The 15,803-nt window shown below is 68.7% G+C and carries 15 protein-coding genes; 7 read left to right on the plus strand and 8 right to left on the minus strand.

Annotated features, from left to right (window positions below; all coding sequences use genetic code 11):
• The first annotated feature begins 76 nt into the window (after positions 1-76).
• On the plus strand, positions 77-925 hold the full coding sequence (locus tag ACO073_RS30405; RefSeq protein ID WP_422003220.1) for a trypsin-like peptidase domain-containing protein: 849 nt from the start codon (positions 77-79) through the stop codon (positions 923-925).
• 9 nt (positions 926-934) lie between these two features.
• Here ACO073_RS30405 and ACO073_RS30410 read toward each other — a convergent pair whose 3' ends face one another.
• The 7 genes from ACO073_RS30410 to ACO073_RS30440 form a co-directional block, all read right to left on the minus strand.
• Positions 935-2,353 carry an efflux transporter outer membrane subunit gene (locus ACO073_RS30410; protein ID WP_422003222.1) on the minus strand — a complete coding sequence of 473 codons (1,419 nt, stop codon included), beginning with the start codon at positions 2,351-2,353 and terminating at the stop codon, positions 935-937.
• Positions 2,350-3,330, minus strand: coding sequence for an efflux RND transporter periplasmic adaptor subunit (locus tag ACO073_RS30415; RefSeq protein ID WP_422003223.1), 981 nt, complete (start codon positions 3,328-3,330; stop codon positions 2,350-2,352). The genes ACO073_RS30410 and ACO073_RS30415 overlap by 4 nt, the downstream gene beginning before the upstream one ends.
• Positions 3,331-3,358: 28 nt before the next feature.
• A complete protein-coding gene (locus tag ACO073_RS30420) occupies positions 3,359-4,063 on the minus strand; it encodes an ABC transporter ATP-binding protein (RefSeq protein ID WP_422003225.1) in 705 nt (234 codons plus the stop codon).
• A gap of 4 nt (positions 4,064-4,067) precedes the next feature.
• Positions 4,068-5,216, minus strand: a complete 1,149-nt coding sequence (locus tag ACO073_RS30425) for an ABC transporter permease (protein WP_422003227.1) — start codon at positions 5,214-5,216, stop codon at positions 4,068-4,070.
• Between the two features lie 247 nt (positions 5,217-5,463).
• Positions 5,464-6,801, minus strand: coding sequence for an ATP-binding protein (locus ACO073_RS30430; protein WP_422003229.1), 1,338 nt, complete (start codon positions 6,799-6,801; stop codon positions 5,464-5,466).
• Positions 6,802-6,804: 3 nt separating this feature from the next.
• Positions 6,805-7,500, minus strand: a complete 696-nt coding sequence (locus tag ACO073_RS30435; protein WP_422003231.1) for a response regulator — start codon at positions 7,498-7,500, stop codon at positions 6,805-6,807.
• Between the two features lie 104 nt (positions 7,501-7,604).
• Positions 7,605-7,958 (minus strand): Spy/CpxP family protein refolding chaperone, encoded by a 354-nt coding sequence (locus ACO073_RS30440; protein ID WP_422003232.1) that lies wholly within the window; start codon positions 7,956-7,958, stop codon positions 7,605-7,607.
• A 409-nt stretch (positions 7,959-8,367) separates the two neighbouring features.
• On the opposite strand from ACO073_RS30440, the gene ACO073_RS30445 reads away from it, so the two are divergent.
• The 4 genes from ACO073_RS30445 (at position 8,368) to ACO073_RS30460 (ending at position 12,216) form a co-directional block, all read left to right on the plus strand.
• On the plus strand, positions 8,368-9,405 hold the full coding sequence (locus ACO073_RS30445; protein WP_422003234.1) for a hypothetical protein: 1,038 nt from the start codon (positions 8,368-8,370) through the stop codon (positions 9,403-9,405).
• Entirely contained in the window at positions 9,402-9,977 is a 576-nt protein-coding gene (locus tag ACO073_RS30450) for a hypothetical protein (protein WP_422003236.1), read from the plus strand. The genes ACO073_RS30445 and ACO073_RS30450 overlap by 4 nt, the downstream gene beginning before the upstream one ends.
• A gap of 74 nt (positions 9,978-10,051) precedes the next feature.
• The gene (locus ACO073_RS30455) at positions 10,052-11,440 is read left to right on the plus strand and encodes an OprD family outer membrane porin (RefSeq protein WP_422003238.1); all 1,389 of its coding nucleotides are present in this window, start codon (positions 10,052-10,054) and stop codon (positions 11,438-11,440) included.
• Positions 11,441-11,460: 20 nt separating this feature from the next.
• Positions 11,461-12,216: a hypothetical protein gene (locus ACO073_RS30460; protein WP_422003239.1), complete on the plus strand. Its 756-nt coding sequence runs from the start codon at positions 11,461-11,463 to the stop codon at positions 12,214-12,216.
• Between the two features lie 24 nt (positions 12,217-12,240).
• On the opposite strand, the gene ACO073_RS30465 is transcribed toward ACO073_RS30460, so the two are convergent.
• Positions 12,241-13,209: a sugar-binding transcriptional regulator gene (locus ACO073_RS30465; protein WP_422003241.1), complete on the minus strand. Its 969-nt coding sequence runs from the start codon at positions 13,207-13,209 to the stop codon at positions 12,241-12,243.
• A 77-nt stretch (positions 13,210-13,286) separates the two neighbouring features.
• On the opposite strand from ACO073_RS30465, the gene ACO073_RS30470 reads away from it, so the two are divergent.
• The gene (locus ACO073_RS30470; RefSeq protein ID WP_422003242.1) at positions 13,287-14,582 is read left to right on the plus strand and encodes an alkaline phosphatase family protein; all 1,296 of its coding nucleotides are present in this window, start codon (positions 13,287-13,289) and stop codon (positions 14,580-14,582) included.
• Positions 14,573-15,793, plus strand: a complete 1,221-nt coding sequence (locus ACO073_RS30475) for an ABC transporter substrate-binding protein (protein WP_422003243.1) — start codon at positions 14,573-14,575, stop codon at positions 15,791-15,793. Before ACO073_RS30470 ends, ACO073_RS30475 begins: the two co-directional genes overlap by 10 nt.
• Positions 15,794-15,803 lie beyond the last annotated feature (10 nt).

Here is a 15,803-nt window from a genome sequence, read left to right on the forward strand (position 1 = left end):
CCGGTATCCTCGTTGAGGAGGGATGGGGTTTTCGCTTCCTGGCAATACCGCCGTCCTTCGCCTCGTTGAGCGGGCGATGGTACGCGACGCGCGGCCACGCCCGGCTGGCCGCGATCAGGCTGCAACAGGAAGCACGGACTTGATCGCCGCCGTGCGGCTGGCCGGCCGACTGGGCCTGCTGGCCGTTGCCTGGTGCGGCGGCGCGCGCGCCCAGGATGCCGGACCCGAAGGGGTCGTTCGCTTCGTCTGCCCGGCGACACAGATCAAGGCGACCGCGTTCGCGCATCGCAGTGGACGCCTCGTGACCACCGACAGCGCGCTGGGAATTTGCCAGAACGTCTTCGTGACCCTGGAGACGGATGGGCCGGTGAGAGCGCGCGTCGTGGCGCGCGACCCATATTCGGATCTCGCGCTGCTCCTCCCGGCTCAGCCGCTTTCGGTGCGGCCGCTGGCTCTGGCCGCCCGGCCAGATCTGGTGGCCGGCACGACGGTGCGGAGCTGGGGGTTTCCCGTGGCTTATAGCGGCGCCGCTCCCCTGCTCAATCGGGGATACATTTCGGGTTCCGAGAGTCTGGCCGTCACGAAGGACAGGGAGGTGACCAAAGTGATCGTCGGCGGCCTGGCCCTGCCGGGCCTGACCGGCAGTCCGCTCGTCGACGCGTCAGGCGCCGTCGTCGGCGTCATCTCGGGCCGACTGTCGCCGCTGTCGGACGGCGCCCGGTCGGCGCTTCTCGCCCTCAAGCGGGACGCGTCGATGACCTTCGTCCTGGAGCGTCCCGACGGACTGAAGGAGACCCTGTCGGTCGGGCAGATCGTGGCGTTGGTCCTCGACGAGATGCAGCTGCGGGCCCAGGTGCTGATCGGCGTCGCAACGCCGCTCGACGAGCTGGAGCGCTTCCTGAAGAACAACGGCATCGATCCCTGACTCGGGATCCTACCAGCCGCCCCCCAGTGACTTGAACAGCACGATGATGTCCTTCAATCGCTGACCCTCCGCGCTCGCGCGCTCGTCTTCGGTCGAGAACAGCGAGCGCTCGGCATCGAGGACGTCGAGATAGGTGCTGAGGCCCTTGGCGTACAGGTCCTTCGACAGGCGGACGGCGTCTCCGTAGTTCCGCTCCGCCCGCCTGAGCCGGACGACCTTCTCCTCGTCGGCGCGGTAGCTCGAGAGGGCGTTCTCGACGTCCTGCAGGGCGGTCAGGATGGCGCTGCGGTAGGCTGTGCGGGCCTGGTCGGTCTGCGCGACGGCAACCTCCACCTCGGCCTGGAGCTTTCCGGCGTTGAAGATGGGCAGCGACAGCGATGGGCCGATCGACCAGGTGCCGGGAATGCCGAGCGAGATGCCGCCGATGTTGCTTTGGCTGGCGCCGAGGCTGCCCGTGATGCTGAGAGCGGGATACCTGGCCGCTTCCTTGACGCCGATCGTGGCGGTCGCGGCCGCAAGCTTCCTCTCGGACTTGACGAGGTCCGGACGCCGGCGCAGGAGGTCGGCCGGAATGCCGGCGTCGATCAGGCCCGAGAAGCGGGGCATCGGGCGTGCGGCGGAGAGCAGGCCGTCGAGGTCGCGCGGGGCCTTTCCCATCAGTAGCGCGATCTTGTGGCGGGCCTCCTCGGCGCTACTGCGCAGCGGCGGAAGCGTCGCCTCCGCGGCGGCCAGGGCGCCTTCCGCCTTGGCGACGTCGCTCCTGGCGCCGAGGCCCGCATCGGATCGAAGCCTCGTGAGATGAAGCGTGTCGCGATAGCGGGCCACTGCGCTCTCCGCGACCGCCGTGCGCGTCTGCGCGGTGCGCAGGTCGATGTAGGCCTTGGCGATGTCGCCGATCACGGCGAGCCTTGCCGAGGCGATGTCGGCGATTGCGGCGTCCCGGTCGGCGGCCGAGGCTTCTGTGCTGCGGCGGACCTTGCCCCACAGGTCGATCTCCCAGCTGACGTCGAAGCTCTCGTTTCCAACCACGGATGTCGTGACGGTCTCGCCGGAGGAGGTGGCAACGGTGGTCGAGTTGGAGGCCTGTCCCGCCCCGCTGTAGTTGAGACCCCGGGAGACCGTGCCCGAGGCCTGCGCGCTCACGCTGGGAAAGGCCCCAGAACGGGTGACGCGGAGCTGGGCTCGCGCTTCCGTCAGCCGGTCGACCGCCTGGGCGACGTCGAGATTCTGCGCACTGGCCCCCGACACGAGCTGTACGAGGGTTTCGTCGGCGAAGCCCTGCCACCACTGCTCGGTGACGGCCGAGGACTGGCTCGAATTGCCGCTCCACGCCGGCGGCACGTCGATGGCGGGCGCCTCATAGTCGGGGCCAACGGTGCAACCCGCTATGCCGGTTGCCAGCGCGAGGCAAGACAGGACGCGCCTCACGGTCCGCTGCCCGGCGATGTCGGCGCGCTGTGCGACGGCGCTTCGATGAACACGTCGACCTGCTGGCCGATATAGGCCGGCAGGGCGGTCCGATCGAACGTGTAGAGGACCTGAAGGACGCGGGTATCGACCCGCTCCGTGCTTGCGCCGGTGAGCGACGTCTTGGGCCGGACATAGGGCTCGACGTAGGCGAAGGCGAGATCGGTCGACAGGTCGCGGTTGCCACGCAGGGAGACGCGGGCCCGGGCGCCGGCCTTGAAGCGCCAGGCGTCGTTCTCGTCGATATCGACGCGGACCGCCAGCTTCTCGGTGTTGCCGACGAGCACGGGCGGATCGGAAGCGGCCGCGGCGGAAAGGTATTCACCCTTGCGGATATGGAGCTGGAGCACCTGGCCGCTGATCGGCGACCGTACGATGCGGCGTTCGACGGCCACCTTCGCGGCCTCGAGCTGGGCTCTCGCGTTGTCCAGGTCGGCGCGGGCCTGTTTCAGCTTCGACGCGTAGATGGCGACGTTGGCCTGTCGCTTGCCGATCTCCTCGGCGCTGACGGCCCGCCGGTCGGTGATGCGCTCGATGTTCTGCAGCTGCTGGCGGTAGTCCTGCAGGGCCGCCTCCGCCTCGGGAATCTTCGCTTCGTACACGGCGACGGCCGTCTCCTTCACGCGAACCTCGGCCGCCGCATCGTCGCCCTCGATCCGGAACAGCGGCGTGCCTTCGGCGACCTGCTGCCCGACCTTGACGTAGACCTCGGCCACGACGCCGGAGACGGCGGTTGCCACCTCGATGTTGCGATCCGCCGCCTCGATCAGGCCCGCGCCGGCGATGTAGGCCGCGAACGGGGCGGACGGCGGCAGGAAAGCCGGCTCGCGGACCGGCGGCGCCTTGGCGCCCTGGCTGGCCACGACCGCGGCGAAGGCGACTCCGGCGATCGCGAGGGCGGGCAGGCCGAAGCGGAGGAGGAGGGGGACCAGTTTCATGCTCGTGCACCGTGCGATGGGGAAGGCGCTAACCTGTGCCGGAAAAGTGCGTGATCCGGCCGTCGTCCATCTCGGCGATCCGGTCCGCGTACTTCAGGATTCGGTTGTCGTGGGTCACGATGATGATCGCCCGGCTCGCCTCGAGGGCGATGTCGCGCAGCAGCCGCATCAGATCGTCGCCGGTGCGGGCGTCCAGCGCGCTGGTCGGCTCGTCGCAAACCAGCAGCGACGGCTGATGGATGAGGGCGCGGGCCACCGCGACGCGCTGCTGCTGGCCTCCGGAGAGCTCGCGCGGGCGGGCTCCGCCGCGGCCTTCGAGGCCGAGTCTCTTCAGCATGGCCTCGGCCTCCGTGAGGGCGGTCTTGCGGTCCGACCGGTTCAGGAACAGCGGGATCGCGACGTTCTCGGCAACGGAGAGGCTGGGAATGAGATTGTAGGACTGGAAGACGAAGCCGATGCGCGTGCGCCGTAGCGCGGCCTTCTGCGACGCGCTCAATCTCTCGAGGTCGGCTCCCAGCACACGACAATGCCCGCCGTCCTGGTCGAGGACGGACGCCATGATCGAGATCAGGGTGGTCTTGCCGCAGCCGGACGGGCCCACGAGCATGACCACCTCGCCGAGACCGACCTCGACGTCGATTCCCCGGAGGGCCTGCACGGCGTTGGGGCCCTCTCCGAACGACTTCACCAGCCCCTTGCAGCGAACGGCGACCTTGTCTTCGTCGGGTGCCATTCTCCTAGCCTCGGAACACGGCGGCGGGTTCGAGGCGCACCACCGGCCGGGCGCTGAAGGCGGCAGCCCCGAGGATGACCAGCATCACGACGGCGAAGCTCCCTCCCAGCACCCAGGGATTGATGCTCATGGCGATCGGTGAACCGGTGCTGGCTTGCGTGAAGAGGGCGACGGCGCCGGCACCGAGGCCGAAGCCGATCGTGCCGACGGTGGCCGCCTGCAGCAGGATCATGCCGACGAGCAGGGCCCGTTGGGCACCCATCGCCTTCAGGACACCGAAGTACCGAATGTTGTCGAGCGTGAAATTGTAGAACGTCTGGCCAGCGATGCCGCCGCCGATCACGAAAGCGATGATGGCCGACACGGCGAAATTGAGGAACACGCCCGAGCGGAAGAGGAAATAGTCGATCGAGATCTGGCGGAACTGGGCACTCGTGTAGGCCGCGAGCCCGGTGAACCTGGTGATATCGCTGGCAACCTGTGTCGCCTGGGCCGGGTCCTTCACCTTCACGAGGATGTAGGACAGGAGCTTGCGTTCGGAGGGCAGGAACGCCTTGGCCCGCGTGTAGGTCGTGTAGATGACGGGCTGGGACTGGAACGAGGGCGTTCCCCGGTGGAAGCCCACGACGGAGGCGCGCTTGTCGTTCAGCTCGAGCGTGGCGCCGACAGAGATCTCCCGTCCCGACCCGGGGCCGCCCGCCAGACGGCCGTGCGCGCTCGTCTCGTCGACGAGAACGGCATCGCTGCTCCGCAGATCCGTCAGCGATCCGACGGACACCTCGTTTGGACCGCCGATCAGCGTCACGTCGTCGATGGCAATGAGCTGGCAGACGAGAAAGTTGCCGTCGTCGAGGCGCGCCTTGATGGTGCCGCGATAGAAGGGCACCGCCCATTCCACGCCGGCAATACCCTTGACGCGATAGAGCTGCGCATCGGCCAGCGGCTTCGCGTCGTCGACATTCTCGACCTTGGGGTCCATCACCCAGAGGTCGACGATCGGCAGGTCGGTCACGACCGCCGTGCTTCGGGCGAGGATCCCGAGAAAGATGGCCGGCTGCTGCACCATCATGAAGGCGGTGAAGGACAAGGCCGCGACAATCCCGAAATACTTCCCGCGCTCGTTGACGAGCATGGTGAGAGCCACACGCAACATCGACGGCGACCAGGTTTCCTACCCGCCGATTCGGCAGAAGGCGCCCGCGGACGGGCAGCGCGCGCACGGCGGCATCCTCCCGCGGTCCGACGTGAGGGGGTAGGGGATGTCTGTACTCCGAACACCAAGCGACATGAGGCAGCAACTCGTTGTTGCACCAATGTCGACACCGGAGACCGACAATCCAGTGGATGTGGGGCGGACGTTTGTAGCGCTTCGTGTCTCGGGCCGGCCGGGAAACACTCGGCTACAATAATCCGGTGCTCGGCGGGCGGCAGGGCGCGATCTTCAATTCCAGACGGGCACGAAGTCCATGAGGCCGGCCATCCAGCAGGGTGAGTGCACCCTTGTGGCTGCGCGCCACGTCGTCCGCGATGGCGAGGCCGAGGCCGAATCCGCCTCCATCCATCCTTGCTGGATCCATGCGGTAGAAGGGTTTGAGGACGGCTTCTCTCTCATGTGCGGGGATGCCGGGCCCGTCGTCCTCCACCTCGATCCTTGCAATGTCCGGTCGCGGCCTGTCGATTCGAACGGCGACTCTCGCGCCGTACTTCGTGGCGTTCTGGACGAGGTTCGACACCGCGCGCGCGACCGCCTGGGGGCGCACCCAGCCGGCGACGCGCTCCGCCGTCTCGAATTCGACGTTGAAGCCGGCGTCCGTGAACTCGTCGCAGATCGTGCCGACGACGGAGGTAAGATCGGTGCGCTCGAAGCCTTCGGCCACGCTGGCATGGCGGAGGCTCGCGACGGCGTCGGAGATCGAACTCTCCATGGCGTCCATGTCCTTCCGCATGCGGCCGCGCAGCTCTTCATCGCGGATATCCTCGGTCCGCAGGCGCAGGCGCGTGAGCGGGGTGCGCAGGTCGTGGCTGATCGCCATCATCATCTGTGTCCGGTCGGCGATCAGTCGCAGGATGCGTTCCCTCATCCTGTTGAAGGCGCCAGTCGCCTTGCGGATCTCGGCGGGACCCTCTTCGGGCAGGGGGGCGTCGCGACCGTCGAGGCCGAACCTTTCGACGGCGGCGGCAAACCGCGTGAGCGGTGCCACGATGCGCAGTCCAGCCCAAAGCGACAGTGCGGTGCTCAGCGCCACGAACAGCAGCAGTGGCGGCAGGAGCGGGAACATCGGAGGGAGCGGCGCCGGCGGCGTCAGGCGCACGACGACGCCTTGGCCGTCCATCAGGCGCGCCTCGAACGACAACCGGCCGGACGGATCCTCGACGGCGAGCGGAACTGTGATGCGTCCGCCGAGGACCGCCGCCAGCGCCTCGGACACCTTGGGGAGGGGGCGGCCGTCGGGAGCCTGGGAATCGCCCGCCAGCCCTCCGAGGTCGATCTGGAGCGTCCGATTCCTCAGGTTCTCCATGACAACGGGTCTCGCATCCGGTGCCAGCGCGTCCAACGTCCTGAGCAGCGGTGCAACTTGATCGATGGCTCCCTGGGACTGGCGATCGTCCCCGGTCGCCGATTGCAGGACGATGAGCAGCAGCGCGACGAGGCCGGACGAGATCATGCCGGTGAGAAACACCAGGACCGTGATCTGCGTTCGTATGCGGGTTCCCACGCCGGCCTCGATGAGTTTCATGCGCTAATCGATGCCGACGTCCGGCGTGAAGATATAGCCGCCGCTCCGCACGGTCTTGATGAGTTCCGGGTTGCGCGGGTCGCTCTCGATCTTGCGGCGGATGCGGCTGACCAGAATGTCGACGCTGCGGTCGAGCGGCGCACCGCTGCGTCCCTGCGTAAGGTCGAGCAACTGGTCTCGGGTCAGGGTTCGCTGTGGATGCCTGCAGAAGGCGAGCAGCAGATCGAACTCCGCGCTTGTCAGGATGACGCGGCTGCCCTCCGGGTTGTGCAGGTTTCGCGTCACGGCGTTGACGTGCCAGCCGGCGAACCGCATCGACGTCGGTTGGTTCTCGGGAATCTGGCCCAGTCCGTTGGAGCGGCGCAGCACAGCCCTGATCCGTGCGAGAAGTTCGTTCGGTTCGAAGGGCTTCGGCACATAGTCGTCCGCACCCATCTCGAGTCCGACGACCCGCGCCACCGGATCTCCGCTCGCGGTCAGCATGATGATCGGCACCGAGGAGTTCGCTCGCAGGCGGCGGCAGATGCTGAGCCCGTCCTCGCCGGGAAGCATCAGGTCCAGGACGATGAGATCGATCCTCGATGCCTGCATCAGCCGATCCATGCCCTTTGCGTCGCCGGCTGCGGAGACACGCAGGCCGCGCTTTTCGAGGAAGCGCGCGACCATGGTCCGAATCTCGCGATCGTCTTCGACCAGCATGATGTGAGGGGAGCGAGCCATCTCAACAGTCTAGGCTGCCTGCCGCATCGGCGGCACCGAAAATGGACCGCGTGAGGCGGCGGGTCGAACACGAGGCGCCGCTCCTAGAAAGGAAGGGGCATGGGCAACGCGTCGACCACCGCGCGTTGTTCCGCCGAGAGGGTTGCATAGAGCTTTCTCAATGGCACGTTGAGGGCCTTCAAGGCGGCAAGCCGTCGATCAAGACGGATCTCGGCCCTCTCCGATCGCGCGACGAGGGACCGGCCCTCCGGATTGGCCGGCCGGTCGGTGCAGAGTTCCAGCATCGCGGTGTCGTTTTCCGCAGCGATGGCTTCCAGTTCGTTCCATAGGGGGGCCTGCTGCTTATCGAGGTCGAGACGGAGCTTCAGGTAGGTCCGCGCAGCTGCCTTGTGGGCGGACATCTCCAAGCAGGCATCGGCAGAAGGCTGCGCCGCCATGGGCGCCCTCGGCGGGACCATCGGTGGTCCGCCGCCCCACGAAAGCGGGGTGTCGGGCGCGCCCATGCCGGGATAAGGCGGGCCCGGCATGGGCAGTGGCGGCAAGGGCGGCAGCGGGAAGGCGGGCCCTTGGGCCAAGGCCAGCGGGGCTGCAAAAGCGCTGACCAGGGCCACGGCGACCAAGCGCAAGAACAGTCTGCACATATCCACGTTCTCCGACGAAAGATGCAGCGAGCGTGTGCCAGCGCGCGTCTTCCGTCAGGTGCCGAGTTGTTGCCGGTGGTTTCTGTCGGACAGAGGGAAACTTGTGGAAACAAATCTCGGCGACCCGCCGCTTTACCGCGACCACGGCGAGCGGGAGCATCCTCCGGCAGTAGCGACCCCGAGAACGTGGCGAAGAGGTCAAGTCGTGGACGAGCGCAATATTCCCGTGCTGGCCACCATCCCCCGATCCGGGACGTGGTTCCTTCGATATGCCATCTCGTTCCTTGCGCATCTCCAGCGCGGTGGTCGCATAACCGATCAACTGACCGGGACGGTCTTCGGGCGACGCTGGGGTGCGGAATTCAACTTCAGGGACTTCGAGGGCGGCCCGCTCTTCGAGCAGGCCGGCCTGCGGGGCGTCGACTACATGTTCATCGGCCATTGCGTCTGCCCCGGCTTCCGCTCGAGCGAGCCGGTTACGACCCCATGGAACAGTCTCGGATTCCACGTTCGAGGCTACGACTATTTCGGCGAGGGTTGGGACTACGCCAACATCGGTGTGGAGCCGATAGGATCGCGCGGCCGCAGGCACCATGTTTTCGTTGACCATCGGGAAATGGAAGTCGGTGCTTTGCTGGGCCGATTCCGGGCGGCCCTCGTCTACCGGGAACCCATCGAGCAGGCGGCTTCGTACAAGTGGTACAGCGCGCAACATCGTGATCCGGCCTTCCGGTATTTCCGCGGTGAACCCGTGGCTGGAATGTCGTTCGAAAAGTATCTCCTCGAATGTGCCTTGCCGTCCTACGCCAAGCAGTTCCTGTCGTTTCAGAGAATGGCGCAGGATTTCCCTGCCGCGGTTAGGCTGATTCGATACGCGGATCTCATGGCGGATTCGCGGAAGGTCGTCGCCGGTCTGCTCGATCACCTGCTGGGCGAGGGGCATCGCCGGGATTTCCTGGAGGATGCAATCCATCTCGCCCGCCGCGATCATCTGCGGGCGATCGAGGAAGGGATGGGGAAGTCGCTGGACGGTACCGGCGCGCTGCAACGAGGGCACATTCGCGGTGCACGCGACGACGCCCGGTCCGGCGATCGCGCATTGCGGCGGCAAGCGATGGATTTTCTTTCGGAACTTGGCGTCGATACGTCGCTTTTCGAGGACAGTACTGCGTCGTCCCCGCCGAGCGACACGGCGCCGGCTTCTGCTCGGGATGCGCGTTCCGTCAGCTCGATCCTATCGTGACCGTCGACCGTGGGCCCATCGTGACAGTCGGCATTGTTGATCCGCGGACCTGTTCGGTCTTCGCCGGCCTCCTGCGATGCTTGGCGCGCGCTGCGTCGATCCTGGCGATCGGTGCGGCGGCCACCCCCGTTTCCGGCCAACCCAAAGCGGGGCCGGACGCAGCCCGCCGCCAAGCCATCGATCCCTCCGTGGGCGCGGTCTCGCGATGGGACCTGGATCGCGACGGCGTCCTCACCTGTGAGGAGTGGAAGAGGTATGCGGAGACGCTCTTCCGGAGAGCCGACCGCAACGGCGACGGTGCCCTGACCGAAGCGGAATTCGGCACGCTGAGGAAGCTCGACCCCGTGCTGGCCGATGCCGACCTGGCCTACTTCGACGACGATCAGAACAAGCGCATCGAGTTGCGTGAGTTCGTCGACAAGCCCAATCCCATCGTTGTCCGGTACGATCGAAACAGTGACTGTCGGGTGACCGCCGACGAGGTCGAGCGCAAGGCATCCGGCGGAAAGCCGAGCCTGCCACCGGGGAGCCAGGGCATGCCCGGCGCTTTCCTGCCCGACAAGCGGAATTAGGGACGCCGGGAATCAGGGCATAGCCCGGCACCCACCGGCTGGATCGTGCCGGCGATCTGGCCTACTCCAGAGCGGTGGTCCGGGCGTCACGAACCTTCCGCCTCGCCCCTCTGGTCCTCGCCGCGCTGATCGCGATGAGCGGCGGCGCGCGGGCGCAGAACTCGCGGGCCGAGCTGCCGATTCCCTCGTCGGTCGACGATGACCTGACGGCGATCCAGCGCCTGTTCACGCCGCCCGCGCCGCCGCGGCTCACCCTGTTCCCGAAGCTGCGCGACGAGTTGCACGACCTGCCGCCCTTCCTGCGCGATTCGAGCTTCGACATCCAGGCGCGCAGCTACTACCGCGACGTCGTCACCCGCGCGCCGGGCGGCGTCACCGTCAACGAGGCCTGGGCCGGCGGCGGCTGGCTGTCGTTCCAGACCGGCCGCCTGTTCGACGTCGTGTCGGGCGGCATCGTGCTCTACACCTCGCTGCCGCTCTATGCGCCGCCGGGCTACGACGGCACGCAGCTCCTGCTGCCGGGGCAGCTCGGCTACGACGTGGTGGGCCAGCTCTACGGCAAGCTGCACCTCACCGACGATCTCGCCTTCACGGCCGGACGCTACGGCTACGACACGCCCTATCTCGGGCCCAACGACACCCGCATGACGCCCAACACCTTCTACGGCTACTCGCTGATCGGCTCGGCCGGCGACGACTCGCCGGACGGGCCGAAATTCGTCTACGGCGCGGGCTACATCGCCTCGATCAAGCCGCGCAACGCCAACACCTTCCAGTCGATGTCGCGCGCCGCCGGCGCCCCCGTCGACAACGGCGTCGCCGTGGTCGGCGGCAACCTCAAATGGGCCCATCTCTACATCGGCGCCGTCGAGTATTTCTGCCAGGACACGCTCAACATCGCCTATGCCGAGGCGCGCTACGCCGCCTCGCTGCCGTTCGACATCAAGGCGCTGCTGTCGGTGCAGTATGCCGACCAGCGCAGCACCGGCGCGAGCCTCGCCAACGGCGGCGTGCAGTTCGCCACCAACCAGCTCGGCGCCAAGGTCGACCTCGGCACCCAGACCGGCATCCTGACGCTCGGCTACTCGACGGTGGCGCCCGGCTTCATGATGCAGAACCCGTGGAGCGCCAATCCCGGCTACACCGACGCCATGATCCTGAGCTTCCAGCGGGCCGGCGAGCAGGCGGTGATGGCCGGCGCGTCCTACGTCTTCACGCCGCTGGGCCTGGACGGCATCGCCGCCTCCGTCTTCTTCTACCAGGGCTGGACCGCGGCGGCCGCCGGACCGCCGACCGTCGAGCACGAATGGGACTTCGAGATCGACTGGGTGCCCAAGATCGGGCGGCTGTCGGGCCTGTCGCTGCGCGCCCGCTACGGCACCGCCGTCACCAGCCAGGGGGGCGCGATGACGACCATCAACGAGGCGCGGCTGATCCTGAACTACCGCGTCCACCTCTACTGACGCTGGGGACGAGGCAAGCGATGACCGATCTGCGCGAGGACTGGGCCAACCTGGCGTCCCGGCTGACGCTCCTGGAGCCGCTGCCGTTCTCGCCCGGCGACTGGTCGGTGCTCGAGCGGCTCCACGCCGGCTTCGACGATCGCGCGGCGCAGGTGCGCCTGCCGCTGCCGATCGCACGCTTTCGCAAGCGTGCCTGCCGGGAGATCCTGGCGCTGGCGGCGCGGCTCGACGACGTCCGGACGGAATCGATCGACGACCGCGGATCGGCGGGGACGTCCTCCGACGACCCGATGGCGGTCCATGCGCGCCGCTACAGCGAGGAGGTGGATGCGCTGATGGGCGTGCTGGTGCCGAAGGCGCGCTACCGCAAGGGACACTATGCCTACGGCCGCTTCACCGTGCCCTCGCCGCACGGCCTGCACACCGATCACAGTGCCGAGGATCCGGCGAGCGCGGGCGAGCCGATCTGCATCGCCCGCATCGGCACCTTGGGCACGCACTACCTCGCCGGCGATCCCGCCACCTGCGACGCCGCCACGCAGAGCATGCTCAGGGCATTGCGGCACTGGGTGTCCGTCCCCGAGGGCGAGCCGGAGGACATCCTCGCCACCCTGCTGGCGGGCGGGACGCTGCGGACCATTCCCGTCGATCACGTCGTGCTGATGGTCGCCGGCAACGGCGGCGCCAACGCCCAGCCCACCCAGCACATCGCCGCCCGCCCGCCCGAAGGCGGCCTGCACTCGGCGTTCTTCCAGCGCCAGTACCGGCTCACCTGACGCGGCGCGTCGGGTCCGGACGGATCAGCGGCGGGCGCCGTCCAGGAGAGCGGCTGCGGCGGCTTCGTCGGTGATCAGGATGTGGCAGAGCCCGGCGCGGATGGCGCTTCGGATGATCGGCACCTTGTGGGCGCCTCCGGCGGCCAGGACCAGCTCCTTGACCGCCTGCAGGTCGGCCAGCGCCGGATTGATGGTGCGGCGCGCCAGGGCATGGTCGACGGACGCCCCCGCGGCGTCGAGGTAGTGGCCGCAGATGTCGCCGATCGCGCCGGCGGCACGCAGCGACGTCCAGGTCTCGCGCGAGATCACGCCGTACTCCAGCGCCCGCGAGTCGCGCGTGAGGTCGACGGCGCTCAGCAAGGCCATGTCGAGCTTGCGCGTCATCTGCAGCACCTCGCGCACCGGCGCGCTGGCCATCAGGTGGCGCCGCAGCTCGACCGTGTCGGCGTACATCGGCGCCGTCACGTAGTAGCAGGTCGCGCCCAGCGCGCGCGCGAACATGGCGGCGTTGTCGTAGGGATTGATCGCCGTGCTGCGCGCCAGCCCGCCGCACAGCAGCACCACGGTGTTGCCCTGGTCGCGTCGGCTGCGCACGTTCTGGGCGGCGGCGTTGATCGTGCCGCCCCAGGCGATGCCGAGGCTGGCGCCGGGTGCGAGATGGCGGGAGACGTACTGGCCGGCGGCGGCGCCGACGACGGTACGCACGTCGAGGCCCGGCGGCGGCGCCGGCACGACCAGGGCGCGGCGCAGGCCGAAGGCCGCCTGCAGGCCCGCCTCGAGCTCGGCGCAGGCGCCGATCGGGTCGTTGATGGTGATCTGCACGAAGCCGCTGGCGCGGGCGTCGTTCAGGATGCGGATGACGCGCTTGCGGGTCAGGCCCAGCCGCTGGGCGATCGCCTCCTGGGTCTGGCCTTCCTTGAAATAGGACCAGCAGACCCGCGCCACGATGGCGCTGTCCTCACGCTGGCCATCGGGATCGCCGTCGGACTTCATCTTCCACAGGACCTAGCACAAAGGCCCCGTCGGCGTCACAAATGCGCAACGACACAAATGTACCGTCACAGGTACATATGGTTCACAAGCGATCTTCCGGCCGGCGAGCGGTCTTCGTCTGTTTCGACGGGCTGGGCGCGTCCTGGCTGTCGGCGGGGCGGACGCCGGCGCTGCGGGCGCTGGCGATGGGCAGCCTCGTCGGTACCGATCACCGCGCCGTCTTCCCGTCGGTGACGCGCGTCTCGGCGGCCTCGATCGCGACCGGCTGTCACCCCGCCCGGCACGGGCTCCACGGCAATCGCATGGCGCTGGCCGAGGGCAAGGGATTCACCGTGCGCGACGTCGGCCCGCCCGATTTCCGCGACCACATGCGGCGGGCCACCGGCGGCACGCTGCGCGTGCCGACCCTGGCCGAGCGCACGGCGGCGGCGGGCGGCTTTGTCGCCTTCTCGAACGTCTCGCCGGGAGTGGCCTACTTCCTCGACCCGGAGCATTTCGGCCACGTCTATCATCGGGCGGGCTCGTTCGCGCCGGGCGGCGACCCGATCGCGGGGGCGAAGGCGCTCACCGTGAGCCACGATCTCGCTGGCGACCGGGCGATGACGGAACGCTTCTGCGAGGAGGTCCTGCGTCAGCGGTCGCCGGCCGTCACCGTCCTGTGGCTCGCCAATCCCGATCTCACGCTGCACGGCGCACCGCTCGGCTCGCCGCAGCATCTCGAGGCCCTCGAGGGCGCCGATGCCTGCGTCGCCAGGGTCGCCACGACGATCGAGGCGCTGCGGCGCGACGGAGAGGACGTGCTGCTCGCGGTCGGCTCGGACCACGGGCAGGAGACGATCGGCGCCTGCGTCGATATCGACGACTGGCTCGGCCGTCACGGCCTCGCCGCCGAGATCGCCGCCGGGGAGATCGCGGTCGCGGGCCAGGGCACCGCCGCGCTGCTCTACGCCACGACGGCGGCGCGGCCGCGCCTCGAGGGTGTGCTCGAGCGGTTGCGCGACGAGCCCTGGGTCGACGAACTCGTGGCGGCCCACGACCTCGCCCGTCTCGGCCATGCCGCCTCGGGCGGCATCGTCGCCGCGGTCAACATGGCCCGCAGCGAGGAGGCCAATCCCTACGGTGTGCGCGGCCGCCGCTGGACGGTGGCCGAACCGGGCAAGCCCGCCTCCATCGGCTGGGGCCAGCACGGCGGCTGGGGTGCCGACGAGACGCGGCCCTTCCTGATGCTGAACGCGGCGGGCCTGGCGCCCGGCGTGCTCGGCGGCGCGACCTCCCTGGTGGACGTCGCGCCGACGCTTCTCGACTTCGTGGGCCTGCCGTCCGACGGCATGGACGGCCGGTCGTTGCTGCAAAGGAGGACTTCATGCGGATGATTTCCCGGCGAGTGGCCATGGGTTCGGGGCTTGCCCTGACGGCACTGGCGGGTCGCGCGGCGGCGCAGACCGGCGACAAGTACGTGATCGGCGTGATGGGCGACCAGAGCGGCGTCGTGTCCGACGTCGGCGGCAAGGGCTCGGTGCTCGCGGCGCGCATGGCCGTGGCCGCGTTCGGCGGCCAGGTGCTGGGCCGCCCGATCGAGATCCTGGTCGCCGACCATCAGAACAAGCCCGACGTCGCCTCGCCGATCGCCCGCCGCTGGTTCGACAACGAGAAGGTCGAGGCGATCTTCGACCTGCCGCATACCGGCGTCGTCCTGGCGCTGCAGCAGATCGCCCGCGAGAAGCGGAAGTCGCTGCTCGTGTCGGGCGCCGCCAGCGTCGAGATCACCGGCAAGTCCTGCTCGCCCTACACGACGCACTGGACGGACGACACCTATGCGCTGGCCAACGCCACGGCCCGCGCGGTCACCAAGGGCGCCGGCGAGACCTGGTACTTCCTGACGGCGGACTACAGCTTCGGCCACGACCTGGAGCGCGACGCCAGCAACACCATCCGCGCGCTGGGCGGCAAGGTGCTGGGCAGCGCGCGCCATCCGCTGTCGACCCAGGACTTCTCCGCCTACCTGCTGCAGGCGCAGACCTCGAAGGCGAAGATCATCGGCCTCGCCAGCGCCGGCGCCGACACGGTCAACGCCATCAAGCAGGCCAGGGAGTACCAGGTCGACGCGCACGGCCAGCGCCTCGCCGCCCTCCATGCCTTCGTCACCGACGTCAACAGCCTGGGCCTCGCGACCGCGCAGGGCCTGATCATTACGACCGGCTTCTACTGGGACTCGACCGACGGCACGCGCGCCTGGGCACGCAGCTTCATGGCCGACCACGGTCGCATGCCGACGCGCGAGCAGGCGGGCGTCTACGCCGCCGTCCTGCACTACCTCAAGGCCGTGCAGGCGGTCGGCAAGCCGGATGCCGCCGCCATCAATGCGGCAATGCGCAAGATGCCGGTCGATCGCTTCGGGCAGGCGGCGAGCGTCCGCGCCGACGGCCGCGTCATCTACGACATCGGCGTCTACCAGGTGAAGACGCCGTCCGAGAGCACCGGCCCGTGGGACTACTATCGCCGGCTGGCGAACGTGCCGGGCGCCGAGGCGTTCCGGCCGGTCGCCGACGGCGGCTGCGCCTCGGCCCAGCAGGCCAGCCAGTAGGGACCGGGCG

Origin of the sequence: Reyranella sp., from assembly GCF_965229815.1 — a bacterium.
Taxonomy (GTDB): Bacteria; Pseudomonadota; Alphaproteobacteria; order Reyranellales; family Reyranellaceae; genus Reyranella.

Coding starts and splice junctions, on each gene's coding strand:
- ACO073_RS30405 (WP_422003220.1), top strand. CDS start 77: ATGGTACGCGACGCGCGGCCACGCCCGGCTGGCCGCGATCAGGCTGCA.
- ACO073_RS30415 (WP_422003223.1), bottom strand. CDS start 3,330: ATGAAACTGGTCCCCCTCCTCCTCCGCTTCGGCCTGCCCGCCCTCGCG.
- ACO073_RS30420 (WP_422003225.1), bottom strand. CDS start 4,063: ATGGCACCCGACGAAGACAAGGTCGCCGTTCGCTGCAAGGGGCTGGTG.
- ACO073_RS30425 (WP_422003227.1), bottom strand. CDS start 5,216: ATGTTGCGTGTGGCTCTCACCATGCTCGTCAACGAGCGCGGGAAGTAT.
- ACO073_RS30430 (WP_422003229.1), bottom strand. CDS start 6,801: ATGAAACTCATCGAGGCCGGCGTGGGAACCCGCATACGAACGCAGATC.
- ACO073_RS30435 (WP_422003231.1), bottom strand. CDS start 7,500: ATGCTGGTCGAAGACGATCGCGAGATTCGGACCATGGTCGCGCGCTTC.
- ACO073_RS30440 (WP_422003232.1), bottom strand. CDS start 7,958: ATGGCGGCGCAGCCTTCTGCCGATGCCTGCTTGGAGATGTCCGCCCAC.
- ACO073_RS30460 (WP_422003239.1), top strand. CDS start 11,461: ATGACCGATCTGCGCGAGGACTGGGCCAACCTGGCGTCCCGGCTGACG.
- ACO073_RS30465 (WP_422003241.1), bottom strand. CDS start 13,209: ATGAAGTCCGACGGCGATCCCGATGGCCAGCGTGAGGACAGCGCCATC.
- ACO073_RS30470 (WP_422003242.1), top strand. CDS start 13,287: ATGGTTCACAAGCGATCTTCCGGCCGGCGAGCGGTCTTCGTCTGTTTC.
- ACO073_RS30475 (WP_422003243.1), top strand. CDS start 14,573: ATGCGGATGATTTCCCGGCGAGTGGCCATGGGTTCGGGGCTTGCCCTG.